Source organism: Pseudomonas sp. MWU12-2029 (assembly GCF_023242425.1).
In the GTDB taxonomy this organism is placed as follows: Bacteria; Pseudomonadota; Gammaproteobacteria; order Pseudomonadales; family Pseudomonadaceae; genus Aquipseudomonas; species Aquipseudomonas kribbensis.
In genome coordinates, this window is record NZ_JALJDY010000015.1 from 19,561 (window position 1) to 45,430 (window position 25,870).

Annotated in this window: 24 protein-coding genes; 9 read left to right on the forward strand and 15 right to left on the reverse strand. The window is 62.9% G+C overall.

All coding sequences use genetic code 11. The features are described 5' to 3' along the window. Window positions 1-3 precede the first annotated feature (3 nt). The 7 genes from M5B44_RS26930 to M5B44_RS26960 form a co-directional block, all read right to left on the reverse strand. Window positions 4-975 carry a spore coat protein U domain-containing protein gene (locus M5B44_RS26930; RefSeq protein WP_248741089.1) on the reverse strand — a complete coding sequence of 324 codons (972 nt, stop codon included), beginning with the start codon at window positions 973-975 and terminating at the stop codon, window positions 4-6. Further along, window positions 972-3,329 carry a fimbria/pilus outer membrane usher protein gene (locus M5B44_RS26935; RefSeq protein WP_248741090.1) on the reverse strand — a complete coding sequence of 786 codons (2,358 nt, stop codon included), beginning with the start codon at window positions 3,327-3,329 and terminating at the stop codon, window positions 972-974. The genes M5B44_RS26930 and M5B44_RS26935 overlap by 4 nt, the downstream gene beginning before the upstream one ends. A 108-nt stretch (window positions 3,330-3,437) precedes the next feature. Further along, a complete protein-coding gene (locus M5B44_RS26940) occupies window positions 3,438-4,220 on the reverse strand; it encodes a molecular chaperone (RefSeq protein ID WP_248741091.1) in 783 nt (260 codons plus the stop codon). Window positions 4,221-4,243: 23 nt separating this feature from the next. Beyond that, the gene (locus tag M5B44_RS26945; protein WP_248741092.1) at window positions 4,244-4,744 is read right to left on the reverse strand and encodes a spore coat U domain-containing protein; all 501 of its coding nucleotides are present in this window, start codon (window positions 4,742-4,744) and stop codon (window positions 4,244-4,246) included. Between the two features lie 4 nt (window positions 4,745-4,748). Next, entirely contained in the window at window positions 4,749-5,285 is a 537-nt protein-coding gene (locus M5B44_RS26950) for a spore coat U domain-containing protein (protein ID WP_119428025.1), read from the reverse strand. A 19-nt stretch (window positions 5,286-5,304) separates the two neighbouring features. After that, window positions 5,305-5,838: a spore coat U domain-containing protein gene (locus tag M5B44_RS26955; protein ID WP_248741093.1), complete on the reverse strand. Its 534-nt coding sequence runs from the start codon at window positions 5,836-5,838 to the stop codon at window positions 5,305-5,307. 70 nt (window positions 5,839-5,908) lie between these two features. Next, window positions 5,909-6,430 carry a spore coat U domain-containing protein gene (locus M5B44_RS26960; protein ID WP_248741094.1) on the reverse strand — a complete coding sequence of 174 codons (522 nt, stop codon included), beginning with the start codon at window positions 6,428-6,430 and terminating at the stop codon, window positions 5,909-5,911. A 285-nt stretch (window positions 6,431-6,715) separates the two neighbouring features. Here M5B44_RS26960 and zapE point away from each other — a divergent pair, with 285 nt between their 5' ends. Both zapE and M5B44_RS26970 read left to right on the forward strand, forming a co-directional pair. Next, window positions 6,716-7,846 (forward strand): cell division protein ZapE, encoded by a 1,131-nt coding sequence (zapE, locus tag M5B44_RS26965; protein ID WP_248741095.1) that lies wholly within the window; start codon window positions 6,716-6,718, stop codon window positions 7,844-7,846. 64 nt (window positions 7,847-7,910) lie between these two features. After that, window positions 7,911-9,224, forward strand: a complete 1,314-nt coding sequence (locus M5B44_RS26970) for a protein kinase (protein ID WP_248741096.1) — start codon at window positions 7,911-7,913, stop codon at window positions 9,222-9,224. A 57-nt stretch (window positions 9,225-9,281) separates the two neighbouring features. On the opposite strand, the gene M5B44_RS26975 is transcribed toward M5B44_RS26970, so the two are convergent. Beyond that, window positions 9,282-9,986: a YebC/PmpR family DNA-binding transcriptional regulator gene (locus M5B44_RS26975; protein WP_248741097.1), complete on the reverse strand. Its 705-nt coding sequence runs from the start codon at window positions 9,984-9,986 to the stop codon at window positions 9,282-9,284. 219 nt (window positions 9,987-10,205) lie between these two features. Between M5B44_RS26975 and M5B44_RS26980 the strand changes: the two genes are divergently transcribed. Beyond that, on the forward strand, window positions 10,206-11,612 hold the full coding sequence (locus M5B44_RS26980) for a type VI secretion system Vgr family protein (protein ID WP_248741098.1): 1,407 nt from the start codon (window positions 10,206-10,208) through the stop codon (window positions 11,610-11,612). A gap of 3 nt (window positions 11,613-11,615) precedes the next feature. On the opposite strand, the gene M5B44_RS26985 is transcribed toward M5B44_RS26980, so the two are convergent. Then, entirely contained in the window at window positions 11,616-13,013 is a 1,398-nt protein-coding gene (locus M5B44_RS26985; protein ID WP_248741099.1) for an FAD-dependent oxidoreductase, read from the reverse strand. Window positions 13,014-13,078: 65 nt separating this feature from the next. Further along, window positions 13,079-14,404, reverse strand: a complete 1,326-nt coding sequence (locus M5B44_RS26990; protein WP_085712458.1) for an MFS transporter — start codon at window positions 14,402-14,404, stop codon at window positions 13,079-13,081. A 289-nt stretch (window positions 14,405-14,693) separates the two neighbouring features. Between M5B44_RS26990 and M5B44_RS26995 the strand changes: the two genes are divergently transcribed. Continuing rightward, entirely contained in the window at window positions 14,694-15,566 is an 873-nt protein-coding gene (locus tag M5B44_RS26995) for a LysR family transcriptional regulator (RefSeq protein WP_248741100.1), read from the forward strand. 28 nt (window positions 15,567-15,594) lie between these two features. Here the strand turns inward: M5B44_RS26995 and M5B44_RS27000 are convergent, their stop codons facing one another. Beyond that, window positions 15,595-16,455: a LysR substrate-binding domain-containing protein gene (locus M5B44_RS27000; protein WP_248741101.1), complete on the reverse strand. Its 861-nt coding sequence runs from the start codon at window positions 16,453-16,455 to the stop codon at window positions 15,595-15,597. Between the two features lie 113 nt (window positions 16,456-16,568). On the opposite strand from M5B44_RS27000, the gene M5B44_RS27005 reads away from it, so the two are divergent. The 3 genes from M5B44_RS27005 to M5B44_RS27015 all read left to right on the forward strand — a co-directional run bounded on the left by M5B44_RS27005 (window position 16,569) and on the right by M5B44_RS27015 (window position 19,307). Continuing rightward, a complete protein-coding gene (locus M5B44_RS27005) occupies window positions 16,569-17,678 on the forward strand; it encodes a 2-aminoethylphosphonate--pyruvate transaminase (protein WP_248741102.1) in 1,110 nt (369 codons plus the stop codon). A gap of 57 nt (window positions 17,679-17,735) precedes the next feature. After that, the gene (gene phnX / locus M5B44_RS27010) at window positions 17,736-18,563 is read left to right on the forward strand and encodes a phosphonoacetaldehyde hydrolase (RefSeq protein WP_248741103.1); all 828 of its coding nucleotides are present in this window, start codon (window positions 17,736-17,738) and stop codon (window positions 18,561-18,563) included. 189 nt (window positions 18,564-18,752) lie between these two features. Further along, window positions 18,753-19,307: a cytochrome b gene (locus tag M5B44_RS27015; RefSeq protein WP_114884125.1), complete on the forward strand. Its 555-nt coding sequence runs from the start codon at window positions 18,753-18,755 to the stop codon at window positions 19,305-19,307. Here the strand turns inward: M5B44_RS27015 and M5B44_RS27020 are convergent. Next, window positions 19,298-20,212, reverse strand: a complete 915-nt coding sequence (locus M5B44_RS27020; RefSeq protein WP_248741104.1) for a 1-aminocyclopropane-1-carboxylate deaminase/D-cysteine desulfhydrase — start codon at window positions 20,210-20,212, stop codon at window positions 19,298-19,300. The two genes, M5B44_RS27015 and M5B44_RS27020, sit on opposite strands and share 10 nt — an antisense overlap. Before the next feature lie 41 nt (window positions 20,213-20,253). Then, window positions 20,254-22,290 (reverse strand): NADPH-dependent 2,4-dienoyl-CoA reductase, encoded by a 2,037-nt coding sequence (locus M5B44_RS27025; protein ID WP_248741105.1) that lies wholly within the window; start codon window positions 22,288-22,290, stop codon window positions 20,254-20,256. Window positions 22,291-22,495: 205 nt separating this feature from the next. Between M5B44_RS27025 and M5B44_RS27030 the strand changes: the two genes are divergently transcribed. Together M5B44_RS27030 and M5B44_RS27035 are read left to right on the forward strand one after the other, a co-directional pair. After that, window positions 22,496-23,626 (forward strand): carbon-nitrogen hydrolase family protein, encoded by a 1,131-nt coding sequence (locus M5B44_RS27030; RefSeq protein ID WP_248741106.1) that lies wholly within the window; start codon window positions 22,496-22,498, stop codon window positions 23,624-23,626. Window positions 23,627-23,629: 3 nt separating this feature from the next. Next, window positions 23,630-24,670 (forward strand): AraC family transcriptional regulator, encoded by a 1,041-nt coding sequence (locus M5B44_RS27035; RefSeq protein ID WP_248741107.1) that lies wholly within the window; start codon window positions 23,630-23,632, stop codon window positions 24,668-24,670. 4 nt (window positions 24,671-24,674) lie between these two features. Here M5B44_RS27035 and M5B44_RS27040 read toward each other — a convergent pair whose 3' ends face one another. Continuing rightward, window positions 24,675-24,824 (reverse strand): hypothetical protein, encoded by a 150-nt coding sequence (locus M5B44_RS27040; RefSeq protein ID WP_170929600.1) that lies wholly within the window; start codon window positions 24,822-24,824, stop codon window positions 24,675-24,677. 144 nt (window positions 24,825-24,968) lie between these two features. Then, a complete protein-coding gene (locus M5B44_RS27045) occupies window positions 24,969-25,847 on the reverse strand; it encodes a DUF2242 domain-containing protein (RefSeq protein ID WP_248741108.1) in 879 nt (292 codons plus the stop codon). Window positions 25,848-25,870: the final 23 nt, after the last annotated feature.

Genomic DNA, 25,870 nt, shown 5'->3' on the forward strand with positions numbered 1-25,870 from the left:
GGTTCAGAAGCCGACATCCAGCACCACATTGTCCAGATAGGTGCCGGCGGGCGGCGTGGTCTGGTCGGTGTAGATCTTCGCGTTGTAGTTGAAAATCTGGCTGCCGGTGCCCAGGCCATTGCCGGGATTGACCTCGGCATCGGTACTGGCCCGACGTGCGGCGCCGACGCTGCCCCAGCGGGTGGTGCCGGCGCTTTTGAAAATGTCGTAGGCCAGATAGTTGCTGCCCGAAATCATTCGCCGTCGGCCACCGACACTGATCGCGTTCTGCCCGTCGCCCAAACCCACGGTGTAGGCGCTGCCCTTGGTGCACGCCAGATTGATGGTCTGCCCGGTCACCGGGGTAAACGCGCTGATCACCGGAGCGCTGCCGAACGCGATGTTGGGCGCGGTGATGGTGCAATCGTTGGACACGGTCAGGTTGACCGTCAGCGTCGTGGTGCCGCTGTTGATGTCGCGACCCAGGCAGAGTCCCCCGACGCCGATGCCCGAACAGTAATTCCAGTTCCAGAAAATGCTCAGGGTCTCGGTGTACACCCCGGCTGCCACATTGCTGCCAATCGTTGTGCCGAAGTACAGCGGCACGGTTTTCGGCACCGTGCCATTGAGCAACCCCAGCGCATCGATGATGCCGTTACGGGCGAAGTCGTAGGCAGTGCCGCGGGTCAGCGGGTAACTGGTGCTGTTGTTGGCGTAGATCGTGTAGCCGATGACATCGCCAGTGGGCCCGAGCAAGCCGCTCTGGGTGGAGGTTACCGTGGCCCAGAAGTGATCGTTGTTGGCCAATAGCGACAACAGCGAACCTGTACAGCTCAACCCGCCGTTGAGCGTGGAGCTCGGTTGCGACGTGGTGCGTACCGCAATCGAACTGATCGTGCCGAACCCGGCCGGTGTGGTCGTGACCACCGAACACACTGCTTGCGCAGCTCCCGGCAGCATCAGTACCAGCCAAAGGAACATCCGCATGAGATTCATTGACACACCAGCGGCCCGATCAGCGGGATCTGATCCTGTTGCAGGTCAACTTTGAACTGCGCCTGACAGGTCTTGCCATCGGCCAGCGTCACCCTCAGCGAGTTCTGCGCCTGCAGGTTTTCCAGATAGACCAGCCCATCCCAGCCCACCACCGTGCGCGTGCCACTCTCCTCATGCAGCACGCCGCTGCCGAGCGGCAACTCCTGCTGCTGCGCATCCACCAGCACGATGCTCGCGGCAATCACCCGGCTCAGCGGAAACTCCAGCAGATAGCCACTGCCTCGACGCACGGCAATGCGCTGTTCGACATTCGGACTGCGCACGTTGGCCGGCAGGTTCAACGGATCGATTTCGTATTTGCCGCGGTAGTAGGCGCTGCTCCAGGGCACCAGCAAATGGCCGTTGCGATCCGTCTGGCCGACCTGCTGGTTCTCGTAGCGCACCGGAACATCCGCATAACCGTCGGTGCTGACCACCACGAACGCATCGTCGATGCGATTGGCGGCGAACACTTGGTGATCCATCCACACCAGCGAACCACTGGCATCGGCCCAGCGGGTTTCGGCGTCCGAAGTGCCATAGACACCGGCCTGCAACTGCACCGATTGCAGTCGCCACGTCACGTCAGCCTGACGGTAATCAGGACCGTCACCGTTGGCGTAGCCGAGGTTGAAGCCCACCCCGCCCTCGGACGGTACGGCGCGGCTGTAGTTGACGCGTTGTTGAGTCTGCCCGGTCTTGCTGCGTTCGCTGCTGATGGCCAGGCTGCCGCGCAGGTCGAAGGGGATCACCAGTTGCGCCTGCACCGCCCAGTTGGCGTCGCCGATTTCGCGGTTGGCCGACAGGTAGAAACTGCTGTTGCGCCACAACGGCTTGCTCCAGCTCAGGTTGAGCAACCGCGTGCGGGAATCGTCCGCCGCCCGGATATCGAAATAACCGACACCCAGACTGCCCCAGCGCTCTAGGTTGAGGCTCAGGGTCGCCTGCTCGCTGCGCTTGCTGAGGCTGGTGTAAGGACTGTCGACCACCGTGAGGTCGGCGTACTGGTCACGCCGTTGCAACCGTTGCCAGGAAAAGCTGAAACGCTGGGCGCTGTACTGATAACCGAGGCTGTATTGTTGACCACCGTCACCGTCGAAACGGCTCTGGCTGATCGCACTGTTGAGCACCCCGAAATTGCCCAGCCGCAGATTGCCGCCGAGGCCGCCAAGGGTCAGTGAATCGGCCGCTTCGGCGTGGCTTTCCAGCGTGAAGCTGTCGCTGATGCCATAACGCAGGCTGCCCGATGTCACGCCCGGCCCATAGCTGAAATCCTTCAGCCCATAATCGCGACGCAGCGTACCGGCGCTGATCGAGAAATCGCTCAAGCCCTTCTGCAACAGGCTGCTGGTGACATAGAACGGCACGGTGGTCGATACCTGCCGACCCAGCGCATCAGTGGTCACCACCACGGCTTCGCCCGCACCGTTGATGAAGGGGATGTTGGTCAGGGTGTACGGGCCCGGTTGCAAATCGGTGCTGCTGGACTTGTAGCCGTTTATGAACAGATCCACCGAGGACGGCACCGCCGCTTCACCGGCGAACTGCGGCAGCGGATAGGTCACCAGATCCGGGCGCACCGCAAAATCCCGGGAGAACTGCACGCCCCCCAGACGCACCGAACTGCTCCACGGCAAGGCGCCGCTGACCACGTCCCCCGCCTCGTAAGTCAGCATCCGCTCGTCGTCGGAGTAACGCCACGTGGTGTCGTAGCGCAAATAACCGTTGCTCAGCGTGCTGACCGAATCACCCGACAAGGTACGCCGGTACTGCCCGGTGTTGGAGAGCGTGCCCCAACTGTCAAACACCCGCACCTCGTTCCATGCCGCCAGATAAGTCCCGGCATCATCGGTGTCGTTGAGGTACAGGTCATAGTTCAACAAAGCGCCGAAACTGCTCAGCGCCGGGGTACGTGGATAGACCTGACGATTGCCGATGAACTGCTCCGGCAGCCAGTCCGGCGGCACGTCGAGTAGCAGTCGCTGGCCGACGCTGTCGTAGTCGCTGTGCAGCCCCGGCAGACCGTCGAGATCGACTTCGGTACCGGCACTCTCGGGCAGTGTCATGCCGGTGTCGCGCAATACACTGGCCGGCAGGAACAACCGCCCGCCGCGCTGCTCCACTGCCACTACGCGTCCGGTATTCATCTGGTTGACCACCAGTTCCAGAAACAACTGAGCATCGCTGACGGCCTCCATGCCGCTGGGAGGCGGCGGCAGTTCGCCGGCCCCGGATGGATGAATGAACATCAGGCAACACGCGCCGGTGACAAGCCACAACGGACGCTGAATACGGCGAGCCCATCCCGGGCTCATTAGCGTGTTTCGTCCGTCAATGGACTGGTTCCTCCTGAAACCGCTGTTGCCCGTCGGCCAATCGCTTGCCCGGCGGCCCCGCACTACCCGGCCCGCAGGCCGAAATCCTTACTTCGCCGGAGCGATGCTCTGTACCTGTGCCGCGCCATTGATCCGACCCGCCAGTTCTCCCGTTGTTGATCCCGGCGCCGGCCAGCGCATGACCGCGCCGGGCAACACATAACCCAACAGCCCCTCCGCCAACGGCTTGCTCTGCCCGCCCTGTTTGAGCGCGACATCAGTCAACCGCGCATGCACCGCGCCCTGGTTGCGCACTTCCACATAGGGTTTACCGTCGACCGAGACCGTGCGCCAGCTCAATTGCGGCAGGCCGATACCCTTGGGATCACGCTGTCGGGTCGTGTCTTCCTTGCTCCACAGGCCGGCACCGTATGCAAACAGGGGCACCGAATAGCGCATCTGGAAGCGAATGGCCGCAGCCGTCTTTCCGGCATCGGCGACAGGTGGCTGCGCCGAAGGAATTTCGTCGATGATGATCCGGTAGGCCAGTTCCTGGCCGGGCGGCACCTCTTTGGTCCGGGTCAGGCGCACCAGTTGTTTCTGCCCCGGCTCGATCTTCGCTACAGGCGGACTGCCGATCACGTCACGCTGGTTCTGGTATTGCTCCTGGAAGCCGTTCTGACTCCAGCCAAACACGCGGATCTGCAGATTCGCAGTTTCACTGCCACGATTTTCCAGCCACAGCGCGCTGGCCTGCTGATCGGCTTCGAGCACCGGATCGATGGGCCAGATCAGCACCGAACTGGCCGCCTGCGCCTTGATCGCGCCGAGTGAAGCCAACACCAGTATTGTGCAACCCGCCCGCAACAGCCGCGACGAGACAACCCCCATATACCCGCTCCTTGTGCCATTCATCACCACGACAGTTGCACCTGCAACACGTCGCTGTACGTCCCCCCAGGCTGATTGCCCGGCAATTGCACCTGACCGTAGATCGGCAGGCTGATGTTGTTGGCGTCGCTATAGGCCACCGCCACGCTCTGCCCGATGCCCAGGCTCTGGCTGTAGGCCGCGTCGCGAAACAGCGCATATGCCACCTTCGCGCTGCCGCCACTGATCTGCATGCGGCGCCCGCCGCTGTTGTACTGGCCGCCATCGACCGTCATGTTCAGCGTCACCCCCGGCGTACATTGCAACTGCACGCCGCCGGTCAATGCCACTTGCACCGTGCCGGTGGCCAAGGCCGAACTCGAACCGAAATTCAGTCCGCCATAGTTCGACACGCCCCCCACCACCAGGCAGCCCGGTGTGATCGTCGCGCTGACCTGAAAGCTCTGACTGGTCACCGCCGCCAGCGGCAATGGCACAGCCCCCGCGCACAACAGAAGCAGCGCCGCACAACCATGCCGGCCCATGGCACTAGAACGTCAGCTCAACGGAAATCGTGTCGGTGTAAGTGCCCGCCGGCAGGCCGGCCTTGCCCACCGCCTGACCGTAGAGGTTCACGGTCTGCGCCACGCCGGTGCTGGCCGCGAGGTTGATCACGCCGTCGATGGCCAGCAATTGCGAGTGCCCGGCATCGGTGTACAGGTCGTAGGGCACGTAGTTGGCAACACCGTCGTACAGTGCGCGGGTGCCGCCGGGCGACAACCCGTCGTGGGCGCCGGCCCGCACCTTGACCGACGGCGTGGTACCGGCCGAGCAGAGAATCGACAACGCCCCGCCACCGCCGCCCAGCACCTGGCCGGTCGCGGTGGTGAACAGGCTGTTGGCAGTGCCGAAGTTCAAGGCACCGAAGTTCAGGCCTGTGGAACCGCCGGAACCGTTGACCTGGCAACTGCTGATCAGGATCAGGCTGGAAGTGATCTGACCGGTGACCGTGGTAGCGGCATTGACGCTGGAGGCCAGTGTCAGGCCGAGCAACGACAAACCTATCCTTGATGCAATCGTACCCATGGTGTCCTTCCTCTACGGTTTACCAATCGAGCGTCACCGTCAGGGTGTCGGTATAGACACCGGCCGGTACCGCACGGGTGTTCGCCACCACCGAGCCAAATACCGGGATGGGTATCTGCGCGCCGCTGGTGACAGCGAAATTGTGTTGTTGGCCGATGCTGTAGCTCTGGCTGCCCGAGGCATCGAGAAACAGTTGATAGGGGATGGTCTGGCGACCGTTGCTCAGGCGGCGGGTATTGCCGTCACCATGAGTGCCGCCGTCGATGCTCACGGTGAAACCGGTCACCGAAGGGTTGCAGGCCACGTTGAGCCTGCCGCTGCTGTCGTTGGCCAGGCTGGCCTTGATGGGAGCGTTCCAGGTCGGGCCCTGCTGGCCGAAATCGAGCTTGCCGAAATCCCCAACCGGGCTGGCGGGACTGGATGTATTGGTCACTTCGCAGCCGGCGATCAGGGTCAGACGGGCGTGAATCTGCCCGTTGATGGCCGCCCGGGCATCCTCGGTGAGCAACAGCAATGCGCCTGCGGTGATGACCAGCCAGTGCTTGCCTGTCATGCATCCCTACTCCTTCCGATCCCTGACCGCGTTCGTCATTGAACGCTCCTGCCGCACACGCTCCGGTCGATCACCAGGTCACTGTCACCTTGACCAGATCCGAATACCGACCGGTTCTCGGCACCTCCGCCATCCGCTCGATCCGGCCGTACATCGGCAGATCCACCGAACCGCTGTCCGGCACCCGCCCGCTGACCGGCACGTCCACCACCAGCGGCACCCGCCGTGCGGCGTCCTGGTACAAACGGTAAGGAATGGCTTTGCCACCCGCCTCGCCCGTCATGTAGCGCACTTCGCCGGTCCCGCCATGCAGCCCGCCATCGACGCGCAGCTGATACGGCGTGTCGGGATTGCACTCCAGGCGCGGCAATCGTGCATTCATCAGCGCCGCCCCGAGCGGCCCGGCCGGATCGTCAAGGCGCGCGGCGCTACCGAAGTCGAGCACGCCCAGTTGCTCGATACCGGCTCCGCGCTGCTGACCGATCAACTGGCAACCGCGCTGCACATCGACCCGCACTTCGACCTGCAGGTCGGCCGCCTGCACGGGTGTTGCGAGCCCGCCCAGCAATGCCCAGACCACCCTTGCATTCACCGTCCGATCCTTGATGGCGACAGCGTCTCTGCCGTTACAGTGTTTCAGGTTAGCAACGGACGCCGATTGCGCCAGTCGATTGGATCCACTGAACGTGCGGGATATGTTTCGAAAAGTTGTCGATCCGTTACCCCATGGCACTGAAAAAACCTGTACGCGCCGCAGATTACTGTCCAGAAAGACTCTTGGCCGATAAAGCGCAGTAGAAGGCAAACTACCCATCTGGTTACACTACGCCGCCGCGCTCGGGGGGAGCCGGCCCGACGATGACGGAGTGACCTCACCGTGCCCGCCCGACCGCCCGAACGTTCGCGTCTGTCCCAGCGCCTTTCAGGGTTGCGCCGTTTGTTCGGCAAACGAAATCTGGCCAGTGCTGGCCATTGCGCCAGCGCCCAGTCAATCCGCGATTACTTCCGGCTCAAGGCCCATGGCCAGGGTTATACCCTCAGCCACAGCCAGCAGCGGGTGATCGACTGCATGGCACAACAGGCCGGCCTGTTGTTCGGCCCTTCGGCGCAAACCCCGCCCAGTCTTTACCTGTACGGAGCCGTCGGGCGTGGCAAGAGCTGGTTGCTCGACGGTTTTTTTCAAGCCTTGCCGATCCAGCAAAAACAACGCCTGCACTTCCATGAGTTCTTCGCCCGCCTGCATCAGGGGATGTTCCGGCATCGCGAGCAGGAAGACGCCCTCGCTGCCACGCTCGACGAACTGCTGCTGGACTGCCGGGTGCTGTGCTTCGACGAATTCCATGTGCATGACATCGGCGACGCGATGCTCATCACCCGGTTGTACAAGGCCTTATTCCAGCGTGGGATCCTGTTGCTGGTGACCTCCAACTATCCACCGGAAGGCCTGTTGCCCAACCCGCTGTATCATGCGCGGTTCAAACCGGTGATCGATCTGATCAACGCGCGCATGCAGGTCATGGAAGTCGGCGGCCCCCATGACTACCGCAGCCAGGCGCGCAATCACGCGCATCAGTTGTTCACCCAGGGCCATTACGTCTGGCCGGCCACACCGGCACAACGGCTGGCGCTGGATTTACCGCCACGGGATACCGCGCCGCAACCGTTAACGGTTGGCAACCGGGTCTTGCAGGCGCGTCTGTGCGAAGGTCGCCGCGTCGGTTTCACCTTCAATGACCTGTGCGAGCAGCCCACGGCCGTGATGGATTATCTGGAACTGTGCCGGCGCTTCGACCACTGGATCATCGATGAAATGCCGGAGCTGGACGAATGCTCGATAGCGGTCCAGCAGCGTTTCATCAACCTGATCGACGTGCTCTACGACCAGGACAAACACCTGACGCTGCTCGGGCGCCAGCCTCTGCATGAAAGCCTGGCCGGCAACGCCATCGACCTGGCCCGCACCCGCAGCCGGCTGGGGCAATTGTCTGAAGTGCGCGAAACGGCCTGATTTGCCGGTATCATGCCGGCCATTCCCGGCGTCACGGCGCCCTCTCGATAGCGACCTTATTTACATGCACACCCTTGCTCAATTGCGCGCCGGCGAACTGTCGGGCATCACCCGGCTGGATCTGGTCGAAGGCTTGACCGAGTTCCCACAAGAGATCTTCGACCTGGCCGACACGCTGGAGGTACTTAACCTCAGCGGCAACAAACTGAGCAGCCTGCCGGACGATTTGCATCGCTTGTCCCGTCTGCGGGTGCTGTTCTGTTCCGACAACCGGTTCACCGAGTTGCCCGAGTGCCTTGGTCAGTGCCAGGCCCTGAGCATGATCGGCTTCAAGGCCAACGGGATCGTCCGGGTGTCCGGCACCGCCCTGCCACCGCAGTTGCGCTGGCTGATCCTGACCGACAACCTCATCGAAACCCTGCCCGCCGAACTGGGCGAGCGCCCGCTCCTGCAAAAACTCATGCTCGCCGGTAACCGTCTGCGCGCGTTGCCGCCATCCTTGAGCCAGTGCCATCGGCTGGAATTGATCCGCATCGCCGCCAACCAGTTGACGGAACTGCCGCAGTGGCTGCTGACCCTGCCGAGCCTGACCTGGCTGGCCTACGCCGGCAATCCGCTGGAAACCGAAGCCGATGCCGCCGCGCTGGAGGCCACGCCGTTGATCGACTGGTCAAGCCTGCGTCTTGAGCAGCGGCTGGGCGAAGGCGCGTCCGGGGTCATTTCCCGTGCGTCGTGGCAGCCGGTCGGCCAGCCCGAGCGTTCGGTGGCGGTCAAACTCTACAAGGGCGAGATGACCAGCGACGGCTCACCGTTGCACGAGATGAACGCCTGCATCACCGCCGGGCTGCACCCGAACCTGATCCGGGTCGAGGGACGCATCGGCAACCATCCCGAGGGCCAGCAAGGGCTGGTGATGCAACTGATCGATCCGAGCTATCGCAACCTCGCCGCGTTGCCAAGCCTGGCTTCCTGTTCGCGGGATATCTACACCGATGACTGCCGGTTCAGTGCCGATGTCGCCTTGCGCATCGCAAAAGGGATTGCGTCGGTCGCCGAACATCTGCATGAACAAGGCATCACCCATGGCGACCTCTATGGGCACAACATCTTGTTGAACGATCAGGGCGACTGTCTGCTGGGGGATTTTGGCGCGGCGTCGTTCCATGCCACCACCGACAACCTGGAAACCCGCGCCCTGCAACGTATTGAAGTGCGAGCGTTCGGGATTTTGCTGGGGGAATTGCTGGCGCGCATCGACTCGGGGCTGAGTGCGGATCGGCGTGAGGTGCTGGAGGCGCTGGAACAGCGCTGCTGTCAGCCGGATGTGCTGGCGCGGCCGGGGTTCAGCGAAGTCGTGCAGCAGCTGGAAGCGTTGTAAACGCTACACCGCCATCGCGAGCCGGGCTCGCGATGGCGGCATATATGACGCAGCGGATCAGCCGGCCAGGCCGACGAACATTTCCTGCACGTCGTCGTGGTTGTCGAGGCCTTCGAGGAACGCTTCGACTTCAGCCATCTGCTCGTCGGTCAGGCCGCTGACCGGGTTCTTCGGTTGATAGCCCAGTTTGGCCGACAGCACGGTGAAACCTTGCTCCGGCAGGGCTTTCTGCACGGCGTCGAGGTCGGTCGGATCGGTCAGGAACAGGGTCGCGCCCTCTTCGCCCGGCTCGAAGTCCTGGGCACCGGCTTCGATCGCGGCCATTTCCGGATCGGCGTCCGGAGTGTCCGGCGAGGCTTCGATCATGCCGACGTGGTTGAAGTCCCACGCTACAGAACCGGAAGCGCCCAGTTGGCCCTTGCGGAACGCCACGCGGATTTCCGCCACGGTGCGGTTGATGTTGTCGGTGACGCACTCGACGATCAACGGAACCTGGTGCGGAGCGAAACCTTCGTAAGTCACACGATGGTACTGAACGGTCTCACCCAGCAGGCCCGCGCCTTTCTTGATCGCGCGATCCAGGGTTTCCTTGGGCATCGAGGCTTTCTTGGCCTGTTCGACCACCAGACGCAGGTGTGCGTTGGTGGCGGTATCGGCACCGTTGCGGGCAGCGATGGTGATTTCTTTCACCAGTTTGCCGAAGATCTTGCCCTTGGCGTTGGCTGCCGCTTCTTTGTGTTTAACCTTCCACTGTGCGCCCATTACTCACTCTCTTGATCTGTGGCGCCGAGACATCTATTGGCCGACGCGTGGCGCCAAGTTTATACGGCCTAAAGTCGGCAATCGACCAAAAATTCCGTTGCCCGTCGACATCTTCTACACACCTTGTAGGGCGATTCTGAAAAACCGCTTTGTCATGACCATTTCGCACTGCGGTTTCGTACCCTCTGTAGCCCGTATTACCCGACAGAGCCCGTCCGAATGCTCAATGACAAGGAAAGTCCCTTCACGCTGACACTCACCGACGGTGGCCTGTGCCTGCCGGTACTGCGCTTCAGCGGCCTCGAAGCGCTGAACCGACCCTACCGATTCGAGATTGAAGTCATTGGCCTGGCCCCGGCCCTGGCTCCCGCCAGTCTGTTGCATCGCCCGGCGTTCCTGCAGTTGAGTGAAGAGCATGGCCTGCACGGCACCCTTCACAGCGCCGGTTGCGAACACCGAGGCGCCCACCGGATCGGTTACCAGGTGGTGCTGGTGCCAGACCTGCAGAAACTGGAGCAACAGCCCAGACGCCGGGTGTTCACCCGATTGAGCGTGCCGGACATTCTCGAACGGTTGCTGACAGAACATCGCCTGCCCGCGAACGGCTTCCGCTTCGATCTGACGGTGGGGTACTACCCGCCGCGCCCGTTCTGCATCCAGTACGACGAGTCGGACCTGGTATTGCTGCATCGATTGTGTGAAGAAGAAGGCATCCACTATCACTTCGAGCACCGGCCGGATGGCCATGTCGTGGTGTTTGCCGATGACAGCCTGAGCCTGCCGCAGCCCCCGATACCCCTGCCTTTCAGCCCGGAGAACGCGACACGTGCCCCCACCCTCGGCACGCTGTTCCTGCGTCACGACCCCGTCACGGCGCAGGTGTCGCCCACCGTCCGCGAACGCGGGCAGCCCGGCAACGATGATGAAGCGGCCAACCACGCGGTGACAGGCGCCATACCCATGCGAGGACTTCCGTCAACCGGTCAACGCTACGCCGATCAACGCAGCCGTCGACAGCTTGAGCGCCAGCGCTGCCACTACCGCTGCATCGAGGGGCGCAGCGATTGCCTGCAGCTGCTCAGCGGCCGTTTGTTGCAGGTCACGGATCATCCGGTGGGCGCGTTCAACGACCAGTGGCTGATCACCGAGTTGCGCCATCAGGGTCAACAGCCGTCGATTCTCGATCCGATGTCCACGCCCCGTCGTTATCACAACGATTTCACCGCACAGCCCTGGTCAACCGAGTTTCGCCCGCCGCTGCGACAGCCACGTCCGAGCATTCCGGGCTATCACCCGGCGCAAGTGCTGGGCTCGCCCGGGCAACCTGCGCAGCTGGACGATCTGGGCCGACTCGCCGTGCGGTTATGGCCCGCGCTGACACACAATGCCGACACTGACGGCTTGTGGCTGACGATTGCCGTGGTCGGCAGCGGTGGCCGGATCAACAGGGAAGCGCTGCCCCGTGCCGGCAGCGAAGTCTGGGTGAGTTTTCTCGACAGTGACCCGGATCGGCCGATCCTGTGCCTGGACGTCAGCCAGCCTCGCCCGGCACGCAAGACCCCGGAGCCGTCTGACAACGGCCTGTTGCTCGACTGGCTGCTCAACCGCACCCCGCCTTCGTCCTGATGTTCACCCCTTGTCGGCCTTGCCGGCAGCGGCGGCGAATTTCGCCAGGCGTACATCGAGATGCCGTGGTCGCCGCCCGTGATCTTCGGCGCGTTCCTTGCGGCGAATGGCGTTGCGCACCATCAGCGAGCCGAGATAACGAATCGGCTCCGGCGGGAAATAGCCCAGCGGTCCGTTGACCAGCGGCGAACGCGTCCACGGGTTGTCGAGGCCTTGCACCAGCGAAGCGAGAATCTGACCGCCCATGTGGCACGGCCCGACACCACTGCCGGAATAACCGAAACCGTAGAACACATTGCCGCTGGCACTCATCTGGCCGAAAAACGGCAAGCCGGTGACCGAGCGATCCGACGGGCCGTTCCACGTTGCGTCGACCTTCACATCGGCGAAGGCCGGGAAAAAATCGTCGAGACTGCGTTTGAGCAACCCGGCGTAAGGCGATGGTTGATCAAACACCGGCAGCATCCGCCCGCCGTAGGCGAAGGTGTTGCCGCCCTTGCCGAGCATGATCCGGCCGTCCGGGGTGTTGTGGTAGTAGTGCACGAAAATCCGCGAATCGAGCACGGTCACACCGCTGGTCAGACCGATTTCCTGCAACAGCTCCGGGCGCGGTTCGGTGATCAGCATGTCGCTGGAAACGATCGCCACGCTGCGTTCGAACTGCGGGAAAGCCCGGGCCATCCAGGCATTCATCGCCAGCACCACACGGTCGGCGACCACGCTGCCACTGGCCGTCTGAATGCGCGCCGGACGGCCCTCCTCAAGCCCGGTCATCGCGGTGTTTTCATGGATCCTGACGCCGAGTTGCAGCGCGACTCGCCGCAGCCCGCGCACCAGTTTGCCCGGCTGCACACTGGCGGCGGCCGGCGAAAACCAGCCTTCCAGATGCTTGTCTGAACCGGCCATTCGCTGCACGTCGGCAACGGGACGCTGGGTGAACGAGTTGATGCCGTTGCGCTCGAGCGCGGCAATCACCGCATCGGTCGAGCCGCATTGCGCGCGGTTGGTGGCGGTGTAAAGCGTGCCGTCGAGCCGGTAATCGGCATCGACGCCGTACTGCTCGCAGAACTCGCCGATGGCGTGGATGCTGCGCTCGGACTCCTTGACCAGCCGCACCGCCTCTTCGACGCCGAACAACCGCTCGAGGGTGAAATACTTCGCCGACCACGACAGCGCACAACCACCGTTGCGCCCGCTGGCGCCGGCGCCGCAGATGTCGGCTTCGATCAGCAACACCTCGAGTTCGGGGTTCTGTTGCTTGACCATGATCGCCGTCCACAACCCGGTGTAACCACCACCGACAATGCACACGTCGGTGCGCACTTCGCCTTGCAGCGGCGGGCACGGTTCGGACGAATCGAGCTGCAAGGCCTGCTCCAGCCAAAACGGTCTCATGAACATTCTCCAGTCAATCGGCCACGGCACAGCCTGCCGCGAATGTCGCAGCAGGCCGCGAGGCAGGTTTTTCAGTTACGTAGAGGTTTGATGGTCAGGGCCCGATTGGGCACCGAGGCACGGGGTTCCATGACACCGACCGGGCGGCTGTTCCAGTGTGGTATCAGCACCAGCGCCGAGAACAATGCGCAACCGGCGAACACGATGAACACCGTCACCGAATCGAAATAACCCGGCAGTAAACCACCGAGCACCGCGCCGACCGAGCCGCAGCCGTTGACGAAACCGGCCGCCGTGGCGCCGGCCTTGGCCTTGCCGAAATCGATGGCGGCCGCGCCGCTGATCATCGAGTCCGGGCCGTACAGGGTCAGGCCCATCACGAATAACAACGCGACTACCAACATCACGCTGCCGGTGTGCAAGGCGCCCATGAACAGCGCGAGGGTCACGGTCAGCGCCAGCAAGCTCAGGACGCAGGCCGGCATGCGCCGGGCGCCGAACAGTTTGTCCGAGGCCATGCCGATCATGATCGGCCCGAGCAGCCCGGCCAGTTCGAACGCCGTAGGAATGATCGCCGCCCCGACCTTGCCGACTGTGGGCATCTGTTCAAAGACGATCACCGGGCCCCACAACAGAATCGCGTAACGCGCCGGTTTCAGCAGAAAGTACGCCAGTCCGAGCACCAGCACCGTGCGGTTACGCAGGATTTCCTTGAGCGGTTCCCAGACGCTGAGTTTGCTGTTGGCTTCGGCTTCTTCGGCACTGATGACCGGCTCCGGCTCCACGGCGGGCAGGCCGACATCTTCCGGTTTGTTGCGCTGAAAGATGAAGAACAATAGCGCCACCACGGCCACCACCGCCGCACTGGAAATGAACGCCGCGTGCCACGAACCGATCAGCGTGTACGCCCACCAACCGGCGAACGGCGACGCCACCAGGCCACCAAACGCGTAGCAGGAACTCCACAACCCGAGCACTCGCCCGCGCTGTTCGGCGGGGAAAAAACTGCCGAGGTTCTTGCACAATCCCGACCATCCCGTGGACTGCGCCAGGCCCTGAATCAGCATGCAGGTGGCGAAGATCGGCAAGGTCGCGAAACTGCCCATCACCAGCGCGGCAGCGGCGGAAATCAGCAAGCCGCCGAGCACCACGACCCGCGGGCCGAAGCGGTCGGCGAGCATGCCCCAGGTGAACTGGCCGATGGCGTAGGCCGCCAGATAAATCGCGTCGAGGTTGGCCATGGCCATTTTGTCGAGCATGAAGGTGGGGTCTTCGGCGATGCCCAGTTTGGCCACCGAAAAGGCTTTGCGGGTGAAATAGAACGCGGCGTAAGCGAGCCAGGTGACAGCGAAGATCTGCATGCGCCAACGCGCAATGGTGCCGATGTGCTTGTTCATTGTGGTTCTGACCTCAGGGTGTGAGTGTGCCGGCAGAATCGTTAAGTAAACGCCTGTGTTTTTTATTGTTGAGCACTGCGATATCACCCCGTCCCTTCGGCGATACCGGTCAGATGAGTCCTGCTGTTGCACGCACAGGCTCATGGCCAGCGTCGCTGCCCGACCGGGCAGTCAGCGTTGGCGTGAGCGGATCAAAGCAATTACTGTTTAATAAATAAAATCGATTTATCGTATTTCACACATAAGTTCAGCTTGTTACTGAACGCCATCCGTAAATGAGGAATCAGCGATGTCGGTGTCCCACGCCCAGCTCAAAGCCTTTCACGCCGTGGCCGTACACGGAAGCTTCACCAAGGCCGCCGAGCGGCTTTATCTGACGCAACCGGCGATTTCCGATCAGGTGCGCAAGCTGGAAGAGCGCTTCGGTGTGTTGCTGTTCCATCGCAACAAACGCTCGGTGCGCCTGACGGATCTGGGCGAGCGCCTGCTGGCAATCACCCAGCGCCTGTTCGTGGTCGAGGCCGAAGCCCAGGAGTTGTTGCAGGAGTCCCAGGCCCTGCAGACCGGCAGCCTGATTCTGGCGGTGGATGCCCCGGTGCATGTGCTGCCGCAGATTGCCCGGTTCTGCGAACGCTATCCGGGGATCAGCGTGAAGATCGAAACCGGCAATACCGATGAGTCGCTGTTCCGCCTGTTCAACTATCAGGCCGATCTGGCGTTGCTCGGGCGCGATGTCAGCGATGAACGCCTGCTGTGCGTGCCATTGCGTAACGATCCGATGGTGGCGTTCGTGTCGCGCCATCATCCGTGGGCCGAGCGCGAGTCGATCTGCCTGGCCGACCTCGATGACACGCCGCTGGTGTTGCGCGAACACGGCTCGGTCACCCGCCAGACCCTGGAAGAGGAAATGGCCCGCGCCGGTTTCCGCATCCGCCCGGCGATCCAGGTCGAAGGCCGGGAAGCCGCGCGGGAAGCGGTGGTCGTGGGGATTGGCGTGGGCGTGGTGTCGGCGGCGGAGTTTGGCGCGGACTCACGGGTCTGCGCGCTGCCGATCACCGATTGCACCCGGCGGTTGACCGAAACTTTGGTGTGCCTGCGTGAGCAGAGTTCGCGGCGGGTGGTGGCGACGTTTCTCGAGATGGTGCGCGAAAGTCTCCTATAGATCGCTCCCACGCTCCGCGTGGGAACGATCAGCTGGGAGCCAAACCGAAGAACGCCTGAATCAAGCGCAACTCCCGCCGCCGCTCCACGCAACCGATCATGTGCCGGTTCACCAGCCCTTCTCCCGCGATTGGAATCGCGACGACACGGGGGTCGTGGCTGACTTCCACCGATGACACCACGCCAACCCCCAATTCAGCCGCCACCGCTTCGGTCACCGCCTCGCGACTGTCCAGTTCCAGCAACACCCGTGGACTGACCGACGCTTGGGTACAGGCCTGATCGAAAGTGCGCCGGGTAATCGAACTCGGCTCGCGCAGGACCATGATCACCTGATCCAGCTCCTTGAGCCTGACCTCGCCACTGCGAGTCGCCCAGGGATGCCCGGCCGGCACCAGTGCGCAGATCCGCGATTCGCTCAGCGCTTGCAGGTGCAGGCCCTTGCGCGGCTCGACTTCGGTCAGCACCGCCACGTCCGCATGCTCGGACAACAACGCCGCCAGGGTTTCCTGAGCATTGCCCAGACGCAAATTCACCGTGATTCCCGGATAGCGCGCCCGTAGGCTCGCAAGCATCGGCATGACCATGTGCGGGCCGTCCGCCGCCACCTCAAGACGTCCGGTCAGCAACTGCCGATTGGCTTCGAGCAGCGCCTGGGCCTCTTCGGCCATGCCGAACATCGCCCGGGTGATCGCCGCCAGTTTGGTGCCCTCCTCCGTCAGCTCGACCCGGCGCGCCGTCCGTCGCAACAGGGTGATCTGGTAGTGCTCCTCCAGCGCCTTGATGTGCCCGGTGACCGCCGGCTGGCTGATGAACAACCGCGCGGCGGCACGGGTGAAGCTGCCTTCCCGGGCCACGGCGTCGAAAGCGCGGAGCTGGAACAGGTTCATGAATAACCCTCGCTGATGGTTGGCATAACAACAAACAATTTGATTGATGATCCGCCGAATTGCAACGTATGCCCCGTAGCTTCATCCCACAGCGCTATCGCGAGGACACACGAATGAGTACTGCCGCACCCATCCTGCTCACTCCCGGCCCGTTGACTACCTCGGCCCGCACCCGTCAGGCGATGATGGTCGACTGGGGTTCATGGGATGACCGCTTCAATCAACTGACCGCCAGCCTCTGCGAGCAACTGCTGGCCATCATCAACGGCGCCGACAGCCACCACTGCGTGCCTTTGCAGGGCAGCGGCACCTTCGCCGTCGAAGCTGCCATCGGCACCCTCGTCCCCCCCGACGGCAAGGTGCTGGTGCTGATCAACGGCGCCTACGGCAAGCGTCTGGCGAAGATCTGTGAAGTGCTCGGCCGCTCGTTCAGCACCTTTGAAACCGCTGAAGACGAGCCGACCACCGCCGCCGACGTCGACCGCCTGCTGCGCGCCGACAGCGACATCACCCACGTCGCGCTGATCCACTGCGAAACCAGCACCGGCATCCTCAACCCGCTGCCGGAAATCGCCCAGGTCGTCGAACAGCACGGCAAACGCCTGATCATCGATGCCATGAGTTCCTTCGGCGCGTTGCCGGTGGATGCGCAGAAAGTCCCGTTCGATGCCCTGATCGCCGCCTCCGGCAAATGCCTCGAAGGCGTACCGGGCATGGGCTTCGTGTTTGCCCGCAAGGCATCCCTGGCGGCTGCCGCCGGCAATTCGCATTCGCTGGCGATGGACCTGTTCGACCAGCACAGCTACATGAAAAAGACCGGCCAGTGGCGCTTCACCCCGCCGACCCACGTGGTCGCCGCGCTGCACGAAGCTCTGCTGCAATACAACGAAGAAGGCGGCCTGCCAGCCCGGCATGCGCGCTACGCCGCCAACTGCCAGGCGCTGATGGAAGAGATGGGCAAACTCGGCCTGCGCAGTTTCCTGCCCGCAGAGATCCAGGCACCAATCATCGCCACGTTCCACGCACCGAAAGATCCGCGCTACCAGTTCAAGGACTTCTACGAACGGGTCAAGGCCAAGGGTTACATCCTCTACCCCGGCAAGCTGACCCAGGTCGAAACCTTCCGCGTCGGCTGCATCGGCCACGTCACCCCGGCGCAGATGCGCGAAGCCGTCGCGGCGGTGGGTGAAGTGCTGCGCGAGATGGAAGTGCTCGACATCTGATTCACCCGGCCCGCTCCCTTATTTGAATTGCATTGCCAACACAGGATTTTGACCAGCATGAACTACAACAACCCAACCAAACTGCAAGCCGCCATCCTCGACTGGGCCGGCACCGTCGTCGACTTCGGTTCGTTCGCCCCGACTCAGATCTTCGTCGAAGCCTTCGCCGAATTCGATGTCCAGGTTTCCATCGAAGAGGCCCGTGGCCCGATGGGCATGGGCAAGTGGGATCACATCCGCACCCTGTGCGACCAGCCGCAGGTTGCCGAGCGCTATCGCAAGGCGTTCGGCCGCACCCCGACCGACGATGACGTGACCGCGATCTACAACCGCTTCATGCCGCTGCAGATCGAGAAAATCGCCGAGCACTCGGCGCTGATTCCCGGCGCACTGGAGACCATCGCCAACCTGCGCCAGCAAGGCATCAAGATCGGCTCCTGCTCCGGTTATCCGAAACAAGTGATGGACAAGGTCGTGGCCCTGGCCGCCACCAACGGCTACATCGCCGACCATGTGGTGGCCACCGACGAAGTGCCGAACGGTCGCCCATGGCCGGCTCAAGCCCTGGCCAACGTGATTGCACTGGGCATCGACGATGTCGCCGCCTGCGTGAAGATCGACGACACCGTACCGGGGATTCTCGAAGGTCGACGCGCCGGGATGTGGACCGTGGCGCTGATCTGTTCCGGCAACGCGCTGGGCCTGGATTACGAAGGCTACCGCGCACTGGGCAGCGACGCCCTGGCCAGCGAACGCAAGCGTATCCACGCCTTGTTCGAAGGTTCACGTCCGCACTACATGATCGACACCATCACCGACCTGCCGGAAGTGATCGCCGACATCAACAAGCGCCTGGCCAAGGGTGAGATGCCGCAAAGCAGCTGATAACGCAGCCTGCAGCAAACAAAAACGCCAGTGTCTGCCCGACACTGGCGTTTTTTTTGGGCAAACCCCTGATTTCGCGCAATGAAAGAGTTTTTAGACGCGGGCAATTCGGCCAAAGCGGATTACAGTTAAAGCATGCCGTCGCTCAAGAACGGCACGTTTCGACCCTGATCCGTGAGGAAATACCGTATGCCGTGGACAAGTTCCGAATCACGCTACAGCACCGTGTCAGTCCTGTTGCACTGGTTGATGCTGGTGTTGTTGGTGCTGGTGTATGCCAGCATGGAATTGCGAGGCATCTTTCCCAAGGGCAGTGGTGGCCGCTCGCTGATCCGCGAAGTGCATTACATGCTCGGCCTGACCGTGTTCGTGCTGGTGTGGTTTCGCCTGCTGGCCCGCAGCATCGGCCCTGCGCCGAAGATATTCCCCGCCTCACCGCAGTGGCAGACCGCACTGGCCCGGCTGATGCACTGGGCGCTGTACCTGTTCATGATCGCCATGCCGATCCTGGGCTGGCTGATCACCAGCGCCGAGGGCCATCAAGTGATGTTCTACGGTTTCGACCTGCCGTTGCTGGTGCACGAGGACAAAGCCTTCGCCAAGCAGGTTGAACACTGGCACGTGCTGATCGGCAACATCGGTTACTGGCTGATTGGCCTGCATGCGCTGGCCGGGCTGTATCACCATTACGTGGTGGGCGATAACACGCTGCTGCGGATGATGCCCAAGCGCAATCAGGGTTGACCGTCGAATCCACGCCGGCCCTGCAAACCGCCGGTGTGGACGAAGATCAGGCGCGTTCCGCTCTTGAAACGGCTGGCCTCGATTTGCTGTTTGAGCGCGAGCAAGGCCTTGCCGGTGTACAGCGGTTCGAGGGGAATGCCGCTGGCCTGTTCGGTCTGCGCGATGAACTCAAGCAACGGCGCATCGACTTTGGCGAAGCCGCCACGGCTGGCGTCGATCAGCTCGTAGCCGCCGATATCACCGACAATCGCCCCGACATTGGCCGCGACGCCGTGATCGTCGGGCACGGCCATTGCGCCGTACACCGGGTGTTCACCCGCCTCTGCCAGCACCAGCCCCGCGAGCGTGGTGCCGGTGCCACAGGCCAGCCACCAGCCGTCATGGTTGTCCCAGCCGAGCTTGCCGAGTTGTTGACTGACCTGATCCTTCAGTGATGCGCAACCCTGCGCCCCCGGCAAACCACCACCACCTTCAGGCACCGGATGCAGCGTCGGATATTGCGCCAGCCACGAGTCCCAGAATCCCGGCTCATGCCGCGCCCGATAGCCGCCAAACCCGAGCCAGTGCAACTGCATGCCGAAATCCTGCAGATCCCTGACCGTCGGTGTGTCCTGCGGATGCCCGCGCAACAGACCGACCGTTGTGAGTCCCAGGCGTTTGCCCGCCGCGGCCAGTGCATGCAGATGATTGGAGTGCGCGCCGCCCAGGCTGATGATGCCTTCGGCGCCCGCACGGTCGGCGGCTTTCAGGTGTTCGACGAGTTTGAACCACTTGTTGCCGCTGATCAGCGGGTCGATCCGGTCGAGGCGCAGGATCGCCACTTCAATGCCGGCGGCAGTGAGCCAGTCCAGATGAAGGGGTTCGAGAGGGGCTGGGGCCAGCCAGTCGGTGGGAGGCAGAAACATGAAGGCCGGCTCTGTAAAAAGAGCCGGCATTCTAGGGTGGATCAGAGCTCGGCGGCCAGACGCGAACCCTGATTGATCGCACGCTTGGCATCCAGCTCGGCCGCGACATCGGCACCGCCGATCAGGTGCACGTTCTGCCCGGCAGCCACCAGACCGTCGTGCAACTCACGCAGCGGATCCTGGCCGGCGCAGATGACGATGTTGTCCACCGGCAGCACTTGCGGCTCGCCGGTTTCGCCGATGCGGATGTGCAGACCTCCGTCGTCGATCTTCAGGTATTCGACGCTGTTGAGCATCTGCACCTGCTTGTTCTTCAGACCGGTACGGTGAATCCAGCCGGTGGATTTGCCCAGACCGTCGCCGACCTTGGATTTCTTGCGTTGCAGCAGGAATACGTCGCGGGCCGGTGCGTGCGGTTCAGCCTTGATCCCGGCCACGCCGCCACGGGCTTCCAGATTGGTGTCGATGCCCCACTCTTTCCAGAACGCGGCGCGATCCTGACTGGTGGCCACGCCTTCATGAACGAGGAACTCCGAGACGTCGAAACCGATACCGCCGGCGCCGATCACCGCCACGCGCTTGCCCACCGGTTTGCGCTCGAGCAGCACATCCAGATAGCTCAACACTTTGGCGTTCTCGACACCCGGAATCGCCGGCACTCGCGGCGCAATGCCGGTGGCCAGGATGACTTCGTCGTAACCGCCCTCCACCAGTTTTGCCACATCGACGCGGGTGTTCAGGCACACCTCGACGTTGGTGGTCTGCAACTTGCGTTTGAAGTAACGCAGGGTTTCGTAGAACTCTTCCTTGCCCGGCACGCGCTTGGCCACGTTGAACTGGCCGCCGATTTCGCTGGCCGAATCGAACAGCGTCACCTGATGCCCGCGCTCGGCAGCCACGGTGGCAGCGGACAGGCCCGCAGGGCCGGCACCGACCACGGCAATCTTCTTGATCTGCTTGACCGGCAGATAGTTGAGCTCGGTCTCGTGGCAGGCACGTGGGTTGACCAGGCAACTGGTGAGCTTGCCACCGAAGGTGTGATCGAGGCAGGCCTGGTTGCAGCCGATGCAGGTGTTGATTTCGTCGGCGCGGCCTTCGGCAGCCTTGTTGACGAAATCCGGGTCGGCGAGGAACGGCCGCGCCATCGACACCATGTCGGCATCGCCTTCGGCCAGAATCTGCTCGGCAACTTCCGGGGTGTTGATACGGTTGGTGGTGATCAGCGGAATGTTCACCGAACCGCGCAGCTTGGCGGTGACCTTGCTGAACGCCGCACGCGGCACTTTGGTGGCGATGGTCGGAATCCGTGCTTCGTGCCAGCCGATGCCGGTGTTGATGATGGTCGCGCCGGCCTGCTCGATGGCTTTGGCCAGGATGACGATTTCTTCCCAGGTGCTGCCGCCTTCCACCAGATCGAGCATCGACAGACGGAAGATGATGATGAAGTTCGGGCCAACCGCCTCACGCACCCGGCGAACGATTTCCACCGGCAGGCGCATGCGGTTTTCGTAGCTGCCGCCCCAGCGGTCGGTGCGGTGGTTGGTGTGGGCCGCGAGGAACTGGTTGATGAAGTAACCTTCGGAACCCATGATTTCCACGCCGTCGTACTCGGCGGTCTGGGCCAGTACCGAGCAGGTGACGAAATCGCTGATCTGTTTCTCGATGCCTTCCTCGTCCAGCTCTTTGGGCTTGAACGGGTTGATCGGCGCCTGGATTGCGCTCGGTGCGACCTGTTTCGGGCTGTAGGCATAACGCCCGGCGTGGAGGATCTGCATGCAGATCTTGCCGCCCGCCTCATGCACCGCACGGGTGACGATGCGGTGCTTGAGGGCTTCTTCCTCGGTGGTCAGCTTGGCTGCGCCGGAATACACGCCGCCCTCGTCGTTCGGGCCGATACCGCCGGTCACCATCAGGCCGACGCCGCCACGGGCGCGCTCGGCAAAATACGCCGCCATCCGCTCGAAACCACCCGGTTTCTCTTCCAGGCCGGTGTGCATCGAGCCCATCAGGGTGCGGTTGCGCAGCGTGGTGAATCCCAGGTCCAGCGGGGCCAGCAGGTGCGGGTAAGTGGCGGTCATCGGTAACTCCACAGCGAGCGATCACGGAAAATGCGGGAGCTCTGCGTCCCCCGTCAGTCATGTTCGACAGCCTAAGAGTCGCATCGCTGTCACTCAATGACCGTAACTGACAAGTTATTGATCCAAATGCGCAGCGCCCCTTGGCAAGCGCAGGCATGGGCCCTACCCTAGTCCCACACCCTGTACCCGGCTGTTGTTGGATTTCATGCGCAAACTTCTGTACCTGACCTTTTCCATGGCGCTGGTCGCCGCGCTCACCTTTTACGCCATGTGGGCGGCTGACCGTCCGGCCGGTCATTACCTGTCGGACCTGCGGATCAAACTGGCGGTCGATCAGGGCACCCGCGCCGACCGTGGCAATCTGCTGGGGATTCAGCCGGAACTGTTCCCCACCGACTACCAAAGCTCCGAGCGCCTGCACCGCAAACTCGCGGCCTATCTGCAGCAAGCGCAGGATCAGGGTCTGCTCAATGACAAAACCATCGTGGTGCTGCCCGAGCATGTCGGCACCTGGCTGATGATCAGCGGCGAAAAAGACGAGCTGTACCAGGCGCCCACCCTCGAAGAGGCGATGAACTGGCTGGCCGCCAGCAACCCGTTGCAGTTCGCCCGCGCCTGGCTCACCGCCAGGGGCAGCAGCCGTCTGGATGACGCCCACCTGCGGATGAAATCCCGAGACATGGCCAAGGACTATCAGCTGCTGTTCGGCGGTCTGGCCAGGGAATTCCATATCACTCTGGTGGCCGGTTCGATCGTGCTGCCCGAGCCGAACATCATCGACGGCCGACTCAAGGCCGGCAGCGGTGCGCTGTACAACACCAGCGTGGTGTTCGGTCGTGACGGCGCCCCGCTCGGCCAGCCACAGCGGCAGATGCGCCCGATCTTCGATCAGGATCAAGCGACCGGCACTGGCGAGGCTTCACAGATCAATGTGGTCGACACCCCCGCCGGACGCCTCGGTGTGCTGATCGGCAACGACAGTTGGTATCCGGACAACTATCGCAGGCTCGACGAGCAAGGTGCGCAATTGATCGCGGTGCCTGCGTTCGTCATCGGGCATGGCGTGTGGGACCAGCCCTGGCAGGGTTACAGGGGCTTGAACGTGCCGGACTCAGTCAACCTCAAACCGGGAGAGATCAGCGAAGGCCAGGCCTGGCATCGCCTGACCCTCACGGCACAACCGCCGGGCAGCCGGGCGATTGCCGGCATGAGCGTGTTCCTGCGCGGGCAGTTCTGGGACAAGCCGAGTTCCGGGCAGAGCTTCCTCAGCAGCAATGGCCAGCAGTTCGCCGACGGCGAAGCCCGTGGCGCGCGCCTGCTCAATCTCTGGCTGTAGACCATGAAGCCGCTGCCGATGCGTCTCGGGGATCTGTCGGTGGGCTTCGTCCATAGCCTGGCCGATGCCGTGCGCAGTCATGACGCCGACCCGCAGCCGTTACTCGAACAATATGGGCTCGACACCGCACGACTGGCCGAGGCCGGCGCACGCCTGTCGATCCCGCGCTACATGCGCCTGGGTCATGGTGCAATTCAGTTGACCGGCGATCCGGCGCTGGGTTTGCGCATGGGCCAGCTCAGTTGTCTGAGCCAGGCGGGATTGGCCGGCGTCACCGCAGCGCAGGCGCCGACCGTGCGCGAGGCCGCCCGCTGCCTGACGCGCTTCGAACCGTTGTACGGCTCCAATTATCGGGGTCAGTCGAGTTTCCACGAAGATGCCAGCGGCGCGTGGCTGCGTTTCTACTCGATCAGCCCGTACAACGCCTACAACCGTTTTGTGGTGGATTCGATCATCGCCGGGTGGCTGCATCAGTTGTCCAGCGTCAGCCCCGAACCGCTGCGCGCGGAACGAATCGAAATCGAGTTCGACACACCGGACTACCGCGACGCCTACGCCGTGCTCGGCGAGTGCCCGATCCAGTTCGGCGCCGAACACAATCAACTGCGCCTGAGCCTCGCCAGCCTGGCCGCACGCAATCCGGAGCACTGCCCCAGCACCTGGAAACACCTGCTGCAACTGTGTGAACGGGAACTGGAACAACTGACGCGAACCCGCAGCCTGCGTGAGCGCATCACGCAATTGCTCGGGCCGTTGCTCAATGGCGGCCGGGAACCCGACCTGGAAGAAGTGGCGGCACGCCTGAAGCTGCCAACCTGGACGTTACGGCGCAAGCTGGCCGAAGAAGGCACGCAGTTTCGCGCGATCCTCAACGACACCCGCCGTGATCTGGCGATGACCTACATCCGCGACACTGAACTGGCGTTCGGTGAAATCGCCTACCTGCTGGGGTTTGCCTCGGCCGAAGCTTTCCAGCGCGCCTTCAAGCGCTGGAACGGCCAGACACCGGGCGAGTTCCGCCGCAGTCACCGCAAGACCGGTTGAAGCCTCAGAGCTCGGTGGCGTCTTCCGCAGGCTCCGGCGAATCCAGTTCGTAAGCCTGGAATTCAAGCAGTTCTTCTTGATAGTCATCCATCGTGTAATCCCCCTCACTGCTTTGCTGAAATGGCCTGGAGCAAATGACCAGTGCCTCGAGCATAAAGTGCCCGTATGAAGGAAAAATGAAACACGGCCTTCATGAAATAAACGTAGCAGGCGGTCAGGGATTTATCGCGGGGATACCGACATTTCAGCTCACACAGGAATCGAAGCGGGAGCGACGTTGCGTCGCTCCCACGACCGGTCAATGCCCGCTTGGCATCGCCGGGATCGGCTCTGATGGCGGCGGCAAGTCAGTCGGATTGGCCGGTGGCGTGATGACTTCCGGTGCCGGCGCTGATGTTGGAACCAGCTCCGAACCCGGGGCCGGGGTGATCGGCGCCGCCTCGGCAGGTGGAACGACCGGCTCCGAGCTGACCGGAGTAGTCTCTGCGGCGGCAGGCGCCGGGTTCGTGGCCGGCTCGGCGGCCGGGGCTGGCGTCGGAGTCGGAGTCGGCTCGGCCGCTGGCGTCGGGGCCAGCGCGGCCGGCGCAGCCTTGGGCTCCGGTACGCCCAGATCGGCTTTCGGCTTCTCGGTGATGTGTGCAGCTTTCTTCGCTTCGGCCGGCAGGAACAGCTCGACCAGGGTGAAGAAGCGCTCGTAGAACTTCTGCGAGGACACGGTTTCGCTGGCCACCTTGACCATCGAGTCGTCAGAGGAGCCGATCGGCATCGACACCGAGCCCAGCACACCAACCCCGAGGCTGGCCGAGTTGTTGGTCTTCTTCAGCGCGTAGCGGTCCTGCAGGGCGTTGGCGAACACTGTCGCGTGGTGCGCGGAGCTGCCGTCATCGGTGCACACCACGTTGAAGCTGATCTCCATGTGGGTTTCACCGGTCTGCTGGAAGCTCTTGTGCCCGCTGACCAGTTTCGGGTCGCTGCTGGTGATGATGTAGCCCTGGCTGAGCAACGCACGGCGCGCCGCTTCGCAGCTGGCGGCATCGGTGACCGGATAGTTGCGCGAAAAGGTGCCGGAGTCGTCGAAGTTCTCATGCTCGTAGATAGGCTTGTCCTTGGAGCAGCCGGCAGCGGCGGTCAGCAACAACGCCAACCCGAAAAAACGCACGGGAATAGAATTCAACATTAAACATCCTGAGGGAAAACGGT

Coding starts and splice junctions, on each gene's coding strand:
- M5B44_RS26975 (WP_248741097.1), bottom strand. CDS start 9,986: ATGGGCGCACAGTGGAAGGTTAAACACAAAGAAGCGGCAGCCAACGCC.
- M5B44_RS26950 (WP_119428025.1), bottom strand. CDS start 5,285: ATGGGTACGATTGCATCAAGGATAGGTTTGTCGTTGCTCGGCCTGACA.
- M5B44_RS27025 (WP_248741105.1), bottom strand. CDS start 22,290: ATGACCGCCACTTACCCGCACCTGCTGGCCCCGCTGGACCTGGGATTC.
- M5B44_RS27000 (WP_248741101.1), bottom strand. CDS start 16,455: ATGAACCTGTTCCAGCTCCGCGCTTTCGACGCCGTGGCCCGGGAAGGC.
- M5B44_RS27030 (WP_248741106.1), top strand. CDS start 22,496: ATGCGCAAACTTCTGTACCTGACCTTTTCCATGGCGCTGGTCGCCGCG.
- M5B44_RS27045 (WP_248741108.1), bottom strand. CDS start 25,847: ATGTTGAATTCTATTCCCGTGCGTTTTTTCGGGTTGGCGTTGTTGCTG.
- M5B44_RS27020 (WP_248741104.1), bottom strand. CDS start 20,212: ATGTTTCTGCCTCCCACCGACTGGCTGGCCCCAGCCCCTCTCGAACCC.
- M5B44_RS26955 (WP_248741093.1), bottom strand. CDS start 5,838: ATGACAGGCAAGCACTGGCTGGTCATCACCGCAGGCGCATTGCTGTTG.
- M5B44_RS27015 (WP_114884125.1), top strand. CDS start 18,753: ATGCCGTGGACAAGTTCCGAATCACGCTACAGCACCGTGTCAGTCCTG.
- M5B44_RS26970 (WP_248741096.1), top strand. CDS start 7,911: ATGCACACCCTTGCTCAATTGCGCGCCGGCGAACTGTCGGGCATCACC.
- M5B44_RS26990 (WP_085712458.1), bottom strand. CDS start 14,404: ATGAACAAGCACATCGGCACCATTGCGCGTTGGCGCATGCAGATCTTC.
- M5B44_RS27005 (WP_248741102.1), top strand. CDS start 16,569: ATGAGTACTGCCGCACCCATCCTGCTCACTCCCGGCCCGTTGACTACC.
- M5B44_RS27035 (WP_248741107.1), top strand. CDS start 23,630: ATGAAGCCGCTGCCGATGCGTCTCGGGGATCTGTCGGTGGGCTTCGTC.
- phnX (WP_248741103.1), top strand. CDS start 17,736: ATGAACTACAACAACCCAACCAAACTGCAAGCCGCCATCCTCGACTGG.
- M5B44_RS26940 (WP_248741091.1), bottom strand. CDS start 4,220: ATGGGGGTTGTCTCGTCGCGGCTGTTGCGGGCGGGTTGCACAATACTG.
- M5B44_RS27040 (WP_170929600.1), bottom strand. CDS start 24,824: ATGCTCGAGGCACTGGTCATTTGCTCCAGGCCATTTCAGCAAAGCAGT.
- M5B44_RS26935 (WP_248741090.1), bottom strand. CDS start 3,329: ATGAGCCCGGGATGGGCTCGCCGTATTCAGCGTCCGTTGTGGCTTGTC.
- M5B44_RS26945 (WP_248741092.1), bottom strand. CDS start 4,744: ATGGGCCGGCATGGTTGTGCGGCGCTGCTTCTGTTGTGCGCGGGGGCT.
- M5B44_RS26930 (WP_248741089.1), bottom strand. CDS start 975: ATGAATCTCATGCGGATGTTCCTTTGGCTGGTACTGATGCTGCCGGGA.
- M5B44_RS26995 (WP_248741100.1), top strand. CDS start 14,694: ATGTCGGTGTCCCACGCCCAGCTCAAAGCCTTTCACGCCGTGGCCGTA.
- M5B44_RS26985 (WP_248741099.1), bottom strand. CDS start 13,013: ATGTTCATGAGACCGTTTTGGCTGGAGCAGGCCTTGCAGCTCGATTCG.
- M5B44_RS26980 (WP_248741098.1), top strand. CDS start 10,206: ATGCTCAATGACAAGGAAAGTCCCTTCACGCTGACACTCACCGACGGT.